Consider the following 13798-nt stretch of genomic DNA (forward strand, 5'->3'; position numbering starts at 1 on the left):
TCAGATCTGCTTACGCATCAAGAGCGTGACGACGAAGAAGGCGCCGAGCGAGCTGGTGATGATGCCGATCGGCAGTTCCTGCGGCGGCAGCAGCGTGCGGGCAAGCAGATCGCTGGCCAAGAGCAGGATCGCGCCGAATAGCGCGCAGATCGCTATCAGGGGCCGGTGCAGCGGACCGGCCAGCGGCCGGCCGAGATGCGGGATCATCAGGCCGACGAAGCCGATGACGCCGGCGACCGCAACGAGGATTGCGGTGGCCAGAGCGGCGATGAGAAATGTCGTGCGGCGCATCTTCGCCACCGGCACGCCGAGGCTTTCGGCGGCACTTTCGCCGGCGAGGAAGGCATCGAAACGGCGGTGGTTCCACAGGCCGTAGGCGAGGATGATGGCGGCGCCCAGCGCCGCCAGGCCGATATTGTCCCAACGGGCGAGGCCGAGCCCGCCCATGGTCCAGAACAGCACCGAGTGGGCGGCGCGCTGATCGCCTGCGAAGACGAGATAGTTGGTCAGCGCGGTGAACATGAAGGAGACTGCGAGGCCGGCAAGGATCAGCCGCTCTGGCCCCTGCCCCCGCACCCGCGAGACGAGCAGGAGCACGATTGCCGCCGCCAATATGCCGCCGGTGAAAGCCGCCACCGGCAAGGTCCAGATGCCAAAGCTGTCGCCGAAGACGGTGATGACCGAAACGGCGCCGGCGGCGGCGCCCGAGGAGAGGCCGAACAGGAACGGATCGGCAAGATCGTTGCGGGTGACGGTCTGCAACACTGCGCCGACGACGCCGAGGCCGGCGCCGACCGCGATCGCCAGCAGCGTGCGCGGCAGCCTGAGGTCGACGACGATGCTGCCGACGGGTCCAGGCACGGCCTCACCGCCCAACCCGCCCGCATACGCCAGCGCGCCGACGACCTCGCGCAGGGGTATCAGCGTCGAGCCATAGGCGATCGAAAGCAACGCGAGCGCGACGAGCAGCGCAGCGCCCAGGGACATTGCGAAGGCGAAGGGACTATGATGCAAATTCATGTCGTCGGGCCTGTCATCGCCTCGCCGACGTTCGAGTTTGGCCGAGACCTCCGTGACTTCGTCATTCCAGGGCGAAGCAGGAGCGAAGCTCCGTCGCGAAGACCCTGGAATCCATGCCGTGACCTCGCGCGCGGAGTGCGACGGCGCAGAATTCTGCACCGCTGCGGCGCCTCAGCGTCACGGCATGGATCCTCGGGTCTGCGCCGCGTCGCTTCGCTCCTTGCTCCGCCCGTGGATGACGAAGTCGCGAGCGTTTCAGCCGATCTCCAAGGCAGGCGATCCGTCAATGGAACCACTCCCGGCTCATCCATGCTCCGGAACTAGAACGCTTCCGGATGCATGGCTCTGGCGATCTTGCCGATCGCCTCGATGTTGGCGGGTCCGGGCGTCAGCTCGGCGTAACGCAACGCCACGAAGCGCTCGTTCTTGACCGCATCGGTCTCCTTCATCGCCGGATGCGCCTTGAGGAAATCGAGGAGTTTCTTGTAGCCGCCGCCATCCTGGTAATCGAGCAGGATGAGGAACTGCGGGTTGCGCGACGCGACCGTCTCCCAGTCGGTGTTGCCCCAGCTCGTCTCCATGTCGGCCATGATGTTTTCCCCGCCCGCGGCGGCGATCATGGCGTTGGGGATGGCGAACTTGCCGGCGGTGAAGGGCTTGTCCTCGCCGGAATCGTAGAGGAACACGCGCGTGCCCATGTGGTCGCCCACCTTCGCCGTAATGCTGGCGAGCTCGGCCTTCCAGCCGGCGATGAGCTTGTCGGCCTCGGCCGCCTTGCCGAAGATATTGCCCAGCTTCTCGACGTCGCCATAGAGCAGGTCCATCGAGGCGGCGGGCCGGTTCTTGTCGAGATGGACGCAGCTCTCGGTCAGCACCAGCGTCTTGATGCCGTGCGGGGCAAGCGTGTCGGGCGTGACCTCGCCACCCGGCTTCATGCCGTAATACCAGCCGGCGAAAAAGAAATCCGGCTGCACTGCGACCAGATTTTCAAGCGTCGGATATTTTGGCGCGAGCTCCGGGATCGAGCCCTGCTCGGCCTTGAATTCGGGGCCGACCTTGTACCAGCCGGTGATGCCGGTGAGCCCGACTATCGACGGCTGCAGCTTCAGCGCGAAAGCCATCTCGGCCATGTTGAGGTCCTGGATGACGGCGCGTTTCGGCGGCGCGTCGAAGGTCAGCGGCTTACCACAGCTGTCGACGGTGACCGGGAAGGCGAAGGCGGCCGAGGCGACAAGCGAAAAGGCCAGCGACAAAGCGAGGCGTTTCACGGGACGGTGCTCCTGATTTGGGGTTTGCTTGCGTTGTCCGGGTTGGCAGGTTCAGGATGGCGAGGACGCGCGGCTTGGAAGCTCGAAGACGGTGAGCTCGCGGTCCTCGGTCGGATGAGGCAGACGCAACACGTCGATGCCGAACACCGCGCGGATGAGTGGCTGCGCCAGCGCCTCGCGCGGCGGCGCCAGCGCGTGCAGCCGGGCGTTGCTCATCACCGCGACCCTGGTGGCGAAGGGCGCCACCAGCGCGAGATCGTGCAGCACCGCGACGACGGTCATGCCGAAGCCGGCGACCAGGTCGAGCAGTTCGCCGCGAGCGCGCGGATCGAGATGGTTGGTCGGCTCGTCGAGGAACAGGATTTTCGGCTCCTGCGCGATGGCACGGGCGAGCTGCGCGCGCTGGCGCTCGCCGCCGGACAGTGAGCCGATGGTGCGCGCGAGCAGCGGCAAGAGCCCGGTTCGGCGCAGCGCTTCGACGACGATGTCGCGATCGTCGTGCCGGCGCCTGAGGCCGGCGTGCGGGACGCGGCCAAGCTCGACATAGTCGATGAGCGCCAGCCGCGGATCCGGCTGATCCGTCTGGCCGACGACGGCGATGCCGAGCGCCCGCTCGGCGGCGCTGATCCTGCCCAGCCGGCGTCCGGCGAGGCGAACCTCGCCGCGACTCGGCGTCAACGACCCGCACAGCATGCGCAGCAGCGTGGTCTTGCCGGCGCCGTTGGGGCCGATGATGGCCAGCCGCTCGCCGGCGGACAGCGACAGGCTGACATCCTCGACCAGCGCCCGGCCGTTTGCCGTAGCGTGCAGATCGCGGGCTTCAAGCAGGGGGGCGCTCACCGGACCTGCTCCCTGACCTTGCCTGCGGTGGGGATGCGCGCCAGTATCTTGCCGGCGAGCCTTGCCGGGCGCTGGCCGGAATTGCACCAGCCGTCGGGCAGCGAGGCATAGAGCCTGGCAAATTCGACCAGCGCGCCGGCGTCGGTGCCCCTGTCGATGGAACCGAAGAGATAGGTGGCTTTGCCTTCCGCCTTGAAGGCCACGGTCAGCGGCCGCGCGCAGCCCGCCATGCAGTCGATGGTCTCGATGGCAAAGGACGGTGCCGGGTGCAAGGAAAGTCTGGAGCGCAGGTCGGCGCACAAATCCGCGCCGGACCTCAGCCCGGTCAAGCTATCACGGCACAGCGAACAGATAATGATGCGATGGCTGAAGGCGTCCAACATTCCGTCACTTTCCAAAATGGCGACGGAAGGATGCTGGACGAGCCGGCCGACAGGACCAGGGCCCGCGTCTCCTCCCGGCACACCCCGTCCGGTCAACTCATGTCGATGGCAGGTCTCCTGGCTCGCGGGTCGCCGCGCCATCCGCCTTCCCAGCCTTGCCGGCCAGTGGCGTTTCGGATGGAGCTCGCCGCTCACAGTTGCGGGGGCAGCCACGGCCTCGACCCAAATGGGCCTCACCGTGTTCCCTTTTCACCCCTCGCCTTGCGGCTCGGGGACCATGACGCCGCCATCGTAGGTTGCCTGCGCGCGAGTCGCAACGGGCTTCTGTCCACCTCTTGCGCGAAACACATTTGCGAGTCGCCGCCGCCATGTTTTCTTTCAGGTTTGGTATGTAATAACATTACGAATAGCGGGCGTTGCCTCGGCTTGTCAATGTCCTTTCGGCTTCGCTCCGTGCGCAATTTCGATCAAACTGGCTGTCGGCGCGATGGCTAGTGTCGCCTCGCCAAATGCGAGGAGCCATGGACCCGACCAAGAAAGCGCTGTGGTTTGTCGAAAGCCATCTGCCCGACGCGATTTCGCTCGACGATGTCGCGGCGAGCAGCGGCGTGTCGCGCTTCCACGTGACGCGCGCCTTCGGCGCCGCCACCGGGCGGTCGGTCATGGGCTATATGCGGGCGCGCAGGCTCAGCGAAGCGGCGCGCAAGCTCGCCGGCGGCGCGCGCGACATTCTCGCTATCGCGCTCGATGCCGGCTACGGCTCGCATGAGGCTTTCACGCGAGCCTTCCGCGACCAGTTCGGCACCACGCCGGAACTGGTGCGCGCCGAGGGCTCGACCAAAAACCTCGATCTCGTGGAGCCCATCCTCATGGACAGTTCGTTTCTCACCACGCTCGAGCCGCCGCGCTTCGAGACCAGCCGGCCGCTGCTCATCGCCGGGCTCGGCGGGCGCTACAGTTGCGAATCGAGCGCCGGCATCCCGATGCAGTGGCAGCGCTTCGGCCCCTATATCGGCCATATCCCCGGCGAGGTGCCGGGCGTCTTCTACGGCGTCTGCACCAATGGCGACGATGCCGGCAATTTCGACTATATCGCCGGCGTCGAAGTGGCGGATTTTTCCGACCTGCCCAAGGAGTTTTGCCGTGTACGGGTGCCGGCGCAGAAATACGCCGTGTTCTCGCACCTGGAGCACATCTCGACGATCCGCCGCACGGTCAACACGATCTGGAACAAATGGCTGCCGGCGTCGGGACATGAAATCGCCGACGCGCCGGAATTCGAGCGCTACGGGCCCGAATTCGATGCGCGCAGCGGCAATGGCGGGCTGGAGATCTGGGTGCCAATCAGGGGGTAAGGCGCCCTCTCCTTCTCCCACAAGGGGAGAAGAGAATGCGCTAAAGCTCCAAATTCCAAGTCTGGCCGACCAGATCCTTGCCGAAGGAATGGTGGCGCTCCTCGTCGACCAGCTTGAAGCCGGCCGCCTGGTAGATGCGGCGGGCCGAGCCCAGTATGTCATTGGTCCACAGCGTCAGCGTCTTGTAGCCCTTGGCGCGCGCGAAGGCGATGCACTCGTCGACCAGCCGCCCGCCGATGCCGAGACCACGCGCCGACGGCTCGACGTAGAGGAGCCTGAGCTTCGCCACCTTGGGCGACTTGCGCACGACAAAGACCGAGCCGACCACCTCGCCTTCCCGCTCGGCGACCCAGCTGCGCTCCCACCGCGGGACGAAATTCTTGACGAACTCGCCGAGGATTTCGGCGACCAGCGCCTCATAGGTTTCGTCCCAGCCATAGTCCTGCGCATAGAGCAGGCCCTGGCGGTGCGTGATCCAGCCGATGTCGCCGACCTGCAGCTGCCGCAAGATATAGGGCACCTTTGGCTCGGGTTTGTCGCCAAGCAGGTCCTGCACCGTGCGCATCGCCTTGACCAGCCGTTCCTGGTCGGCCGGCGCCAGACGATCGAGCAGCGCGCGAACCTGGTCGTGCGAATCCTGGTTGAGCGGCGCGAAGGCGTCCCTGCCCGCGGGCGTGATCGCGATCGAGGAACGCCGCGCATCGGCCTCGCTGGCGGCGCGCTCGACCAGGCCGCGGTCCTCGAATTTTTTCAGGAGCCGGCTGACATAACCCGGGTCTAGGCCGAGCTCGCGCACCAGGTCGCTGGCGACGAGCCCGTCGCGATGCGCGAGCTCATAAAGCACCCGCGCCTCGGTCAGCGAAAAGCTGCTTTTGAGCCAGCCTTCGTCGAGCACGCCGATCTGACGGGTGTAGAAGCGGTTGAAGGCGCGCACCGCATCGATACGCTCCTTGCCGGGGTGGTCGTGGATGGTCATGGGAGTTCCTCCTGTCTCGGACAGGATCAACCATTTAGTTGACTGAGTCAATAAAACGATTGAATTGCGACCTCACAATCTCGCAAGCGACGTGAAGTGCCCGCACAATGGATTTCCCAGTTTGGTAATTTGATACTTGTTCCCGATATGGGAAAAGTCTATATGTGGCCATGCAAATCGTCAGCAAGAAGACGCTCGTCACATTCTGGATCAAGCACCCATCGGCCAAAGCGCCGCTAACCGCATGGTTCAACGCGTCGAGCAAGGTCGAGTGGAAAACGCCGGCTGACATCAAAGCGCAGTTCGGGACGACGGTGGATTTCGTCGCTGACAACCGAGTGGTGTTTGACATCGCCGGCAACAAGTACCGGCTGATCGTGCATGTGAGCTACACGTTCAAGCGGCTGCTGATCAAATTCGTCGGCACCCATGCCGAGTACGACAGGATAGACGTGGAGAAGGTGTGATGGAAAACATTCGACCCATTAAAACCGAGGCCGACTACGACTGGGCGATTGCCGAGATTACTCGCTATTTCGAGAAGGAGCCCGCCGTCGGCAGCCCTGAGGCCGACCGCTTCGATGTCCTGGCTGCCCTTATCGAGGCTTACGAAGCCAAGCACTACCCTATCGAGGAACCCGACCCCGTGGACGCAATTGTCGCCCATATGGAAATGGCCAACCTCAATCGGGCGGCGCTCGTGCAACTATTGGGTTCAGCTTCGCGCGCCTCCGAAATCCTGAGCCGCAAGCGCGCGCTCACCATGGACATGGCATTCAAGCTCAATCGCGAATGGCATATCCCGGCAGAGATACTGATCCACCCGTATCATTTGGCCAAGGATGAGAGAGAGGCGGCGGCCGGATAGTGCCGCCCTCACCCCATCGGCAGCGCCGGCCAGAACTCGACAATCCGTCCGCCGGAAAACACGGCAATCGAGGCAAAATGCTGTAGCACCGCCTCGCTCTGCGTCGGCCTCAGAAAAGCATAGTCTCCGGGCTTCACATTCGCCCCGGCCGGCAGCCCCATGAACTGCTGGTTGGACGACAGCCCGATCAACCCGTTCGGCTTCATGCCTTCGGGGAACACCGGCTCGGCCATCCATTTGCCGCCATAGAGATAGCAACCCTTGCGCGGGAAAAGCCCGAGCGCCTGCAGCGTCCTGGAAATCGCCGCCGGACCAGGCAGCACCGGATCGAGCGTCTTCAGGATCGGTGTCGCGATGAACGCCGCCGGCTGGAAGCCGTCGAGGCCGGGCGTATCGAAGTCGCTCGGCAGCACGAAGGCGGAGCCGATCGACACTTCGTTGGCCATGCCTGCGCCATGCAGCAGCGCCGTCTTCGAGCCGCCGATGTTGAGGATGCGGCGTTGATCCGGATCGAGGGCGGCGACGAATTCCGCGGCTTTGGCCGATGCTAGCTTCAACGCTTTTTCCGCGCCGCCGAACAGTCCGGGAATTTCCGGCGCATGCGCCTCATAGGCCATGATGCCTTCGCAGCGCAGACCCTTGGGGATCGTCAGCGCCTCGATCTCTGCGGGACCGGAAAAACCGCCGCGGTGCAGGCCGACATCGATCTCGAAAGCGAAGCGCAGTTCGGTGTCGAGCGCGGCGGCAAGCACGCCATACTCGGCGAGGCGTTCCGGCGTGTCGATCAGCCAGCACACGCGCGACCGCCAGCCTGCGCCGCCCCGGGTGAGCGCGGCCCTGGCCGCGCCGACCGGCATCGGCTTGCCGTAGAGCAGGTCGCCCTGGGGAAAAGCGTCGAGCACAGCCTGGGTCACCGGCGGATGGAAGGTCATGAAGCGGTCGGTGCCGAGCGCTTTCGCAATGTGCGAAAGCAGCGGCACGCAAGGCAGCGACTTGTCGACCACGCGCACGGCAAGGCCTGGCGCCAGCCTCTGCGTCACCAGCGCGATATTGCCATCCAGCCGGTCGCGGTCGAGCACCAGGCAGGGCCGAAAAATCTCCGCCGCCTTCAGCGCCTTCGACAGCTCGGCGAAATACGCGCTCATTGTTGGATGCCAAAAGGACCGGGCTCGATGCCAAACAGGCCAGCCATGTAGGGCGACACGAAACGGTTTTCCGGATCGATGTCGCGCCGTACCGACATCGCATCGTCCCAGCGCGGATAGAGTTTCTTGAAATCCGTCGCCTTCAGGCTGTGCATCTTTCCCCAATGCGGCCTGCCGCCATATTTCAAGAAGATGGGTTCCGCCGCGCGCATGAAGGGCAGCGGGTCGTTCGCCGCATCGTGGTGGATGGCGATCGAGCAGGTCAGCCTTTTGTGGAAGGGCGAAAGCCAGAAATCGTCGGGCGCCACCGAACGCACCTCCATCGGGAAATAGACTTCCGGAAAGTGTTTTTCCGTCAGCTCGATGATCTCGGCCAGCGCCTTCGAGCCTTCCTCGAAAGGCAGGTGATATTCCATCTCGTTGAACTTTGTCCGGCGGTCGCTGGCATAGACGTTGAGCCAGTCCTGCACATAATCCTCGGCCGGCACCTTTTTCACCGCGCCCTTGATCAGCGCGCGGCGCAGCCATGGCAGCCAGCGCAGCGCCGTGCGCAGCTTGCGCAGCGTCGCCAGCCCTCCCTCGTCGTCCTCGGTCGGCCGCGGCGTCGGCGCGGCGTCGCTCAGGTCGCTGGCGATGAACTGCGCGTAGCCGGAAAACGGGATGTAGTAGAACTCCGCCGAACGATGCGCGGCCATCATCGTCTGAAAATCGCGCAGCATGTCGCCGATCGGCTGCACCCATTTGCGGCGGCGCAGCCGGTAGGTCGGGATGTTGTTCATCGTCACTTCGGTGAGCACGCCGAAAGCGCCGAGCGCGACACCGGTGGCGTGGATCATGTCCTGATCCCCTGCCCGGTTATATTCGCGCAACTTGCCCTGCCCGTCGACGAACTGCACCGTTTCCAGTTGCGTATGATAGGCGCCGAGCGTCGGGCCGGAGCCATGCGTGGCGGTGCCCAGCGCGCCGCCGATCGCCTGGCGGTCGATGTCGCCCATGTTAGGCAGGCCCTGGCCGATGCCTTGCAGGATGTGCATCAGCGCGCCGAGCCGCGTGCCGGCCCTCACCCGCGCCCAGCTGGTTGCGGCCTCGTGCGAGACCAGCCCCTCGATCTTCTCCAGCGAGACGATGGTGCCGTCCGACTGCACCAGCGGCGTGAAGGAATGGCCGGCGCCGGCGACGCGCAACGGACCGGGCGCCGAGCGCACCAGCTCAGCCAGCTCGCCGGCATCGGCGGGTGTGGCGATCAGCTTGGGTGCGGCCTTCACGAAGCCCGACCAGTTGCTCCAGGAGCTTGCCATCGTCACCTCCGGCTCAGGCTGGAATGCGGCGCCGCGCGACCAGCACGAAAACGCCGAGCAACGCCACGCTGGCGAGCGCGCTTGCCGAGGCGAATTCCGGCACCGGGCGGAAGTTTTCGCCCTCGATCAGCGGCGAAGCGGCGATCGGGCCGATGGCGAGGCCGAAGAGCTGCGCGGCCGGTACGAGAAGTACAGCCGTTCGCGTCTCGTCGGCGGTGATCGCCAGGCGGATCTGGTAAGGCACGATGAAGAGCAGGATGAAGCCCATCACCAACGCCACCGCCCAGAACACGGAAAGCCCCGGGCCGGAGGCAAGCAGCGCGGAGCTGATCGCCGCCACAACACCGATGATGGTAATGGCGAAACGATAGTCGATGCGCGCTTCAAAGACGGTCGCCGTCATGGCGCCCACCACCTGCGTGGCGAGGCTTGCCGAGACCATCAGGCCGACGGTGCGGCCGTCGATGCCGAACTGCGCGCCAATCGGCTCGAGAAAGGCCCAGACGGCGCCGAAGAACATGAAATAGCAAAAGATCGAAAGCAGCGCCGTGATCGCGGGCGCGGTGAGCACATTGGCAAAATGCTCTTCCTTCGGCAGGTCGGCATAATCGTCCGGCACTGTCCAGGCGACGACCAGCGAAAGCAGGCAGACGACGCCGAGCGCGATAAAGCCCCCGGCCGAGCCGGCGGTCGGCACCGCATAGAGCGCGAGCAGCAGCGCCAGCGCGCATTGCGCCAGCGTCTGCAGCGTGACGAAATAGCCGCCGATGCGCTCGGCCCGGCGTGAGCGGGCGATCAGCTCGGTGGCGACGGCGACCAGTCCGCCCTCCGCCAAGCCTGCGAGAGTACGAGCGCCAATCAGCGCATTGGCGCTGCCGGCATAGGCCGTCCAGAAATTGGCGAGCGCCAGCAGGATCAGGAGCAGCGCGCTCTTCCAGCGCATGTTGCGCGCCGGCAAGAGCATGGCGACGATTGCCGAACCGATCGCTATGGCAATCATCTCGGCGGTGGCGACCAGCGCCAGCTCGTCGCCGCTGACATGGCCCTCGGTGTAAAGCGCCCCCAGCAGCACCGGCTGCAGCCCGAGAATGAGCAGCCCGACCGAACCGATCCAGAGCGCCGAGGCCAGTTGCAACCCGGTCGGGTTGCCGACCAGCCAGTCGCCCTCTTCCACATGCCCGGCATCGGTGACAGTCACGAGGCGCCCTCCGTTGCAGCTCGCCAAAAACTGACAGATTGTCAGCATTTCACAAAACTGATACTTGATCATGTTTCATGTCAACTGGAAATTTGGACGTTTCGTGTAAGATTTGGCCGTGTGAGATTTGGCGCATGACGGAAGCAAGGCGAACGGCGACGGAACCGCGGCGCAGGCCCAAGCAGGAGCGCAGCCGCGAGCGCATCGACGCGATCCTCGCCACCACCATGCGGCTGATCGGCGAAAAAGGCATCGACGCGGTGACGATGAAGGAAGTCGGCGCGCTGGCCGGCGGCCCGATCGCCACCGTCTATCATTACTTTCCCAGCAAATCGGCGATCCTGGCCATGCTCTACGAGCGTTTTTCCGAGGAAAGCCGCGCACGCTTCGGCGCCATCATAGCCGGCATCCGCGGACTGGACGACGTGACGGCGGCGGCCGACCGCCTGCTCGACGACTATTACGCCCGTGTCGCAGCGGACCCGGCCATCCAGGATCTGCAGAACGCCATCCAGGCCGACAAGGCGCTGCAGCATCTCGATATCGCCGAGACGAGGCGGCAAGCGGAGATGTTCTGCGAGAAGGTCGGGCCGCTGATCGAGCCGGAGCGGCGAGAAGCATTCGCGCGGGTGGTCTTCCTGATCTTCCAGCTCGCCGGCGGCGTCGTGCGGTTGGCGCTGACGCAGGATGAGGCGGAGGGCCGGCGAACTCTCGACGACTACCGGTCGATCATCCACGCGCAGTTGAGGTTGTTTTTGTAGCATTCGGCTTTTGCGAAGAAAGGAAGCGTGGCGTTCCTTCGCGCCCCCCTTTGTCCTGCCGGACATCTCCCCCACTTGGGGGGGAGATCAGCTGTCGCTTCGGCTTTCGCCAATCTCCAACGCTGCAGGACTAGCGCCTTCGGCGGAGCTGCCAATCCCCCCCTTGCGGGGGAGATGTCCGGCAGGACAGAGGGGGGGTGTTGTCCCGCCAGCGTCAGCGTTGTGGCGGGACCAAAAAAACACGGCGCTTTCGCCTTCCCTATTGAAAGGCCATCGGCAAACCGGAGTTTCCGGCAAGGTGTACCGCCCAGAAAAATTTCGCGCGATCACCCCTCCCCGCGCTTCTTGACTCTCGCAATCCGCCAGCCTATTTCAGCGCCACGTTAGCACTCGCCTTGGGTGAGTGCTAACTCATATCCGGCGGTCTCGCCGGATGGAGGAACAGTTCTCACCGTTCTCATTCGAGGAAGACAACATGGCAAAGTCCAAGTTCCGCCCGCTTCATGACCGCGTGGTCGTTCGCCGGGTCGAATCCGAATCCAAGACCGCCGGCGGGATCATCATCCCGGATACGGCGAAGGAGAAGCCGCAGGAAGGCGAGATCATCGCCGTCGGCTCCGGCGCTCGCGACGAAAGCGGCAAGCTCGTTCCGCTGGACGTCAAGGCTGGCGACCGTGTGCTCTTCGGCAAGTGGTCGGGCACTGAAGTCAAGCTCAATGGCGAGGACCTTCTGATCATGAAGGAATCCGACATCATGGGCATCATCGGCTGAATATCGGCACCCTCACCAACTGAGTTTCCAGGCTCTTCCCGAGCCCCAGTCAGGAGCTAAAACATGGCTGCAAAAGACGTAAAATTCTCCCGCGATGCCCGTGAGCGCATGCTGCGCGGTGTCAACATCCTCGCCGACGCGGTGAAGGTGACGCTTGGTCCGAAAGGCCGCAACGTCGTCATCGACAAGTCGTTCGGCGCCCCGCGCATCACCAAGGACGGCGTCACCGTCGCCAAGGAGATCGAGCTCGAGGACAAGTTCGAGAACATGGGCGCGCAGATGGTGCGCGAGGTCGCTTCGAAGACCAACGACATCGCCGGCGACGGCACGACCACCGCGACCGTTCTTGCCCAGGCCATCGTCCAGGAAGGCAACAAGGCGGTTGCCGCCGGCATGAACCCGATGGACCTCAAGCGCGGCATCGACCTCGCCGTCGGTGAAGTCGTCACCGCGCTCGGCAAGGCCTCCAAGAAGATCAAGACCTCCGAGGAAGTCGCCCAGGTCGGCACGATCTCGGCCAATGGCGACGAGTCGGTCGGCAAGATGATCGCGGAAGCGATGCAGAAGGTCGGCAACGAAGGCGTCATCACCGTCGAGGAAGCCAAGACCGCCGACACCGAGCTGGAAGTCGTCGAAGGCATGCAGTTCGACCGCGGGTACCTGTCGCCCTACTTCGTCACCAACGCCGACAAGATGGTCGCCGATCTGGAAGACGCCTACATCCTGCTGCACGAGAAGAAGCTCTCCAACCTGCAGGCCATGCTGCCGGTCCTGGAAGCCGTCGTTCAGACCTCGAAGCCGCTGCTCATCATCTCGGAAGACGTCGAAGGCGAGGCTCTGGCCACGCTGGTCGTCAACAAGCTGCGCGGTGGCCTGAAGATCGCCGCCGTCAAGGCTCCGGGCTTCGGCGACCGCCGCAAGGCCATGCTGGAAGACATCGCCATCCTCACCGGTGGCCAGGTCATCTCGGAAGACCTCGGCATCAAGCTCGAGAATGTCGGCCTCAACATGCTCGGCCGCGCCAAGAAGGTGTCGATCTCCAAGGAGAACACCACCATCGTCGACGGCGCCGGCAAGAAGGCCGAGATCCAGGGCCGCGTCGCCCAGATCAAGCAGCAGATCGAGGAGACCACCTCGGACTACGACAAGGAGAAGCTGCAGGAGCGCCTGGCCAAGCTCGCTGGCGGCGTCGCGGTGATCCGCGTCGGCGGCGCGACCGAGGTCGAGGTCAAGGAAAAGAAGGACCGCGTTGACGACGCTCTGAACGCGACCCGCGCGGCCGTGGAAGAAGGCATCGTCGCCGGCGGCGGCGTCGCCCTGCTGCGCGCCTCGAACGCCGTCAAGGCCACCGGCGCCAATGCCGATCAGGACGCCGGCATCAACATCGTTCGTCGCGCGCTGCAGGCTCCGGCCCGCCAGATCGCGGCCAACGCCGGTGCCGAAGCTTCGATCGTCGCTGGCAAGATCCTCGAGAACAAGGGCGCGACCTTCGGCTTCAACGCCCAGACCGGCGAGTATGGCGACATGATCGCCATGGGCATCGTCGACCCGGTCAAGGTCGTGCGCACCGCTCTCCAGGACGCGGCCTCGGTCGCCGGCCTGCTCGTCACCACCGAAGCCATGATCGCCGAGGCTCCGAAGAAGGAAGCCGCCGGCGGTATGCCGGGCGGCATGCCCGGCGGCGGCATGGGTGGCATGGGCGGCATGGACTTCTAAGAAGTCCGATCCCATCGCTGATACGGAAAGGGCGGCAGAGATGCCGCCCTTTTTTTTCTCGCAGACTGCTGCGGATGGCGAAAGCCTGCGCGGCAGCCAATCTCCCCCCTTGAGGGGGAGATGCCCGGCAGGGCAGAAGGGGTCGCCGCGCGTAAAGCGCCGACGCTGTCTCTCGTTGCGGAAGGCGCCGGCGCTTTA

The 13798-nt window shown here is 64.7% G+C and carries 14 protein-coding genes and 1 riboswitch; of the genes, 6 read left to right on the top strand and 8 right to left on the bottom strand.

What is annotated here, in order from left to right:
• From AC4FWB_RS29220 to AC4FWB_RS29235, 4 genes are all read right to left on the bottom strand, one after another.
• Nucleotides 1–1020, bottom strand: coding sequence for a FecCD family ABC transporter permease (locus tag AC4FWB_RS29220; RefSeq protein WP_491029702.1), 1020 nt, complete (start codon nucleotides 1018–1020; stop codon nucleotides 1–3).
• 320 nt (nucleotides 1021–1340) lie between these two features.
• A complete protein-coding gene (locus AC4FWB_RS29225) occupies nucleotides 1341–2288 on the bottom strand; it encodes an ABC transporter substrate-binding protein (protein WP_491029703.1) in 948 nt (315 codons plus the stop codon).
• A gap of 51 nt (nucleotides 2289–2339) precedes the next feature.
• On the bottom strand, nucleotides 2340–3128 hold the full coding sequence (locus tag AC4FWB_RS29230; RefSeq protein ID WP_491029704.1) for an ABC transporter ATP-binding protein: 789 nt from the start codon (nucleotides 3126–3128) through the stop codon (nucleotides 2340–2342).
• Nucleotides 3125–3511, bottom strand: coding sequence for a DUF1636 family protein (locus tag AC4FWB_RS29235; protein WP_491029705.1), 387 nt, complete (start codon nucleotides 3509–3511; stop codon nucleotides 3125–3127). The genes AC4FWB_RS29230 and AC4FWB_RS29235 overlap by 4 nt, the downstream gene beginning before the upstream one ends.
• A 90-nt stretch (nucleotides 3512–3601) precedes the next feature.
• Nucleotides 3602–3806: riboswitch (cobalamin riboswitch) on the bottom strand.
• 226 nt (nucleotides 3807–4032) lie between these two features.
• On the opposite strand from AC4FWB_RS29235, the gene AC4FWB_RS29240 reads away from it, so the two are divergent.
• The gene (locus tag AC4FWB_RS29240) at nucleotides 4033–4866 is read left to right on the top strand and encodes an AraC family transcriptional regulator (protein ID WP_491029706.1); all 834 of its coding nucleotides are present in this window, start codon (nucleotides 4033–4035) and stop codon (nucleotides 4864–4866) included.
• A 40-nt stretch (nucleotides 4867–4906) separates the two neighbouring features.
• Here the strand turns inward: AC4FWB_RS29240 and AC4FWB_RS29245 are convergent, their stop codons facing one another.
• On the bottom strand, nucleotides 4907–5842 hold the full coding sequence (locus AC4FWB_RS29245; protein WP_491029707.1) for a bifunctional helix-turn-helix transcriptional regulator/GNAT family N-acetyltransferase: 936 nt from the start codon (nucleotides 5840–5842) through the stop codon (nucleotides 4907–4909).
• A gap of 170 nt (nucleotides 5843–6012) precedes the next feature.
• On the opposite strand from AC4FWB_RS29245, the gene AC4FWB_RS29250 reads away from it, so the two are divergent.
• Together AC4FWB_RS29250 and AC4FWB_RS29255 are read left to right on the top strand one after the other, a co-directional pair.
• Nucleotides 6013–6309, top strand: coding sequence for a type II toxin-antitoxin system HigB family toxin (locus tag AC4FWB_RS29250; protein WP_491029716.1), 297 nt, complete (start codon nucleotides 6013–6015; stop codon nucleotides 6307–6309).
• Entirely contained in the window at nucleotides 6309–6710 is a 402-nt protein-coding gene (locus tag AC4FWB_RS29255) for a helix-turn-helix domain-containing protein (protein WP_491029708.1), read from the top strand. The genes AC4FWB_RS29250 and AC4FWB_RS29255 overlap by 1 nt, the downstream gene beginning before the upstream one ends.
• 8 nt (nucleotides 6711–6718) lie before the next feature.
• Here AC4FWB_RS29255 and AC4FWB_RS29260 read toward each other — a convergent pair whose 3' ends face one another.
• Genes AC4FWB_RS29260 through AC4FWB_RS29270 form a run of 3 tightly spaced genes read right to left on the bottom strand, consistent with a single transcriptional unit; the run spans nucleotide 6719 to nucleotide 10351 of the window.
• Complete coding sequence (locus AC4FWB_RS29260; RefSeq protein WP_491029709.1) at nucleotides 6719–7855, bottom strand: alanine racemase; 1137 nt, start codon at nucleotides 7853–7855, stop codon at nucleotides 6719–6721.
• Nucleotides 7852–9153 carry a D-arabinono-1,4-lactone oxidase gene (locus tag AC4FWB_RS29265; protein ID WP_491029710.1) on the bottom strand — a complete coding sequence of 434 codons (1302 nt, stop codon included), beginning with the start codon at nucleotides 9151–9153 and terminating at the stop codon, nucleotides 7852–7854. The genes AC4FWB_RS29260 and AC4FWB_RS29265 overlap by 4 nt, the downstream gene beginning before the upstream one ends.
• A 13-nt stretch (nucleotides 9154–9166) precedes the next feature.
• On the bottom strand, nucleotides 9167–10351 hold the full coding sequence (locus AC4FWB_RS29270) for an MFS transporter (RefSeq protein ID WP_491029711.1): 1185 nt from the start codon (nucleotides 10349–10351) through the stop codon (nucleotides 9167–9169).
• Nucleotides 10352–10485: 134 nt separating this feature from the next.
• On the opposite strand from AC4FWB_RS29270, the gene AC4FWB_RS29275 reads away from it, so the two are divergent.
• The 3 genes from AC4FWB_RS29275 (at nucleotide 10486) to groL (ending at nucleotide 13600) form a co-directional block, all read left to right on the top strand.
• A complete protein-coding gene (locus AC4FWB_RS29275; protein ID WP_491029712.1) occupies nucleotides 10486–11112 on the top strand; it encodes a TetR/AcrR family transcriptional regulator in 627 nt (208 codons plus the stop codon).
• Between the two features lie 475 nt (nucleotides 11113–11587).
• The gene (gene groES / locus AC4FWB_RS29280; RefSeq protein WP_040975262.1) at nucleotides 11588–11884 is read left to right on the top strand and encodes a co-chaperone GroES; all 297 of its coding nucleotides are present in this window, start codon (nucleotides 11588–11590) and stop codon (nucleotides 11882–11884) included.
• Between the two features lie 63 nt (nucleotides 11885–11947).
• Nucleotides 11948–13600 carry a chaperonin GroEL gene (groL, locus tag AC4FWB_RS29285; RefSeq protein ID WP_127861375.1) on the top strand — a complete coding sequence of 551 codons (1653 nt, stop codon included), beginning with the start codon at nucleotides 11948–11950 and terminating at the stop codon, nucleotides 13598–13600.
• Nucleotides 13601–13798 lie beyond the last annotated feature (198 nt).

Source organism: Mesorhizobium sp. LEGMi-168a (assembly GCF_058312955.1).

Excerpts from the sequence above, each read along its gene's own strand:
- AC4FWB_RS29220 (WP_491029702.1), bottom strand. The coding sequence starts at position 1,020 with ATGAATTTGCATCATAGTCCCTTCGCCTTCGCAATGTCCCTGGGCGCT.
- AC4FWB_RS29235 (WP_491029705.1), bottom strand. The coding sequence starts at position 3,511 with ATGTTGGACGCCTTCAGCCATCGCATCATTATCTGTTCGCTGTGCCGT.
- AC4FWB_RS29240 (WP_491029706.1), top strand. The coding sequence starts at position 4,033 with ATGGACCCGACCAAGAAAGCGCTGTGGTTTGTCGAAAGCCATCTGCCC.
- AC4FWB_RS29245 (WP_491029707.1), bottom strand. The coding sequence starts at position 5,842 with ATGACCATCCACGACCACCCCGGCAAGGAGCGTATCGATGCGGTGCGC.
- AC4FWB_RS29250 (WP_491029716.1), top strand. The coding sequence starts at position 6,013 with ATGCAAATCGTCAGCAAGAAGACGCTCGTCACATTCTGGATCAAGCAC.
- AC4FWB_RS29255 (WP_491029708.1), top strand. The coding sequence starts at position 6,309 with ATGGAAAACATTCGACCCATTAAAACCGAGGCCGACTACGACTGGGCG.
- AC4FWB_RS29260 (WP_491029709.1), bottom strand. The coding sequence starts at position 7,855 with ATGAGCGCGTATTTCGCCGAGCTGTCGAAGGCGCTGAAGGCGGCGGAG.
- AC4FWB_RS29265 (WP_491029710.1), bottom strand. The coding sequence starts at position 9,153 with ATGGCAAGCTCCTGGAGCAACTGGTCGGGCTTCGTGAAGGCCGCACCC.
- AC4FWB_RS29275 (WP_491029712.1), top strand. The coding sequence starts at position 10,486 with ATGACGGAAGCAAGGCGAACGGCGACGGAACCGCGGCGCAGGCCCAAG.
- groES (WP_040975262.1), top strand. The coding sequence starts at position 11,588 with ATGGCAAAGTCCAAGTTCCGCCCGCTTCATGACCGCGTGGTCGTTCGC.
- groL (WP_127861375.1), top strand. The coding sequence starts at position 11,948 with ATGGCTGCAAAAGACGTAAAATTCTCCCGCGATGCCCGTGAGCGCATG.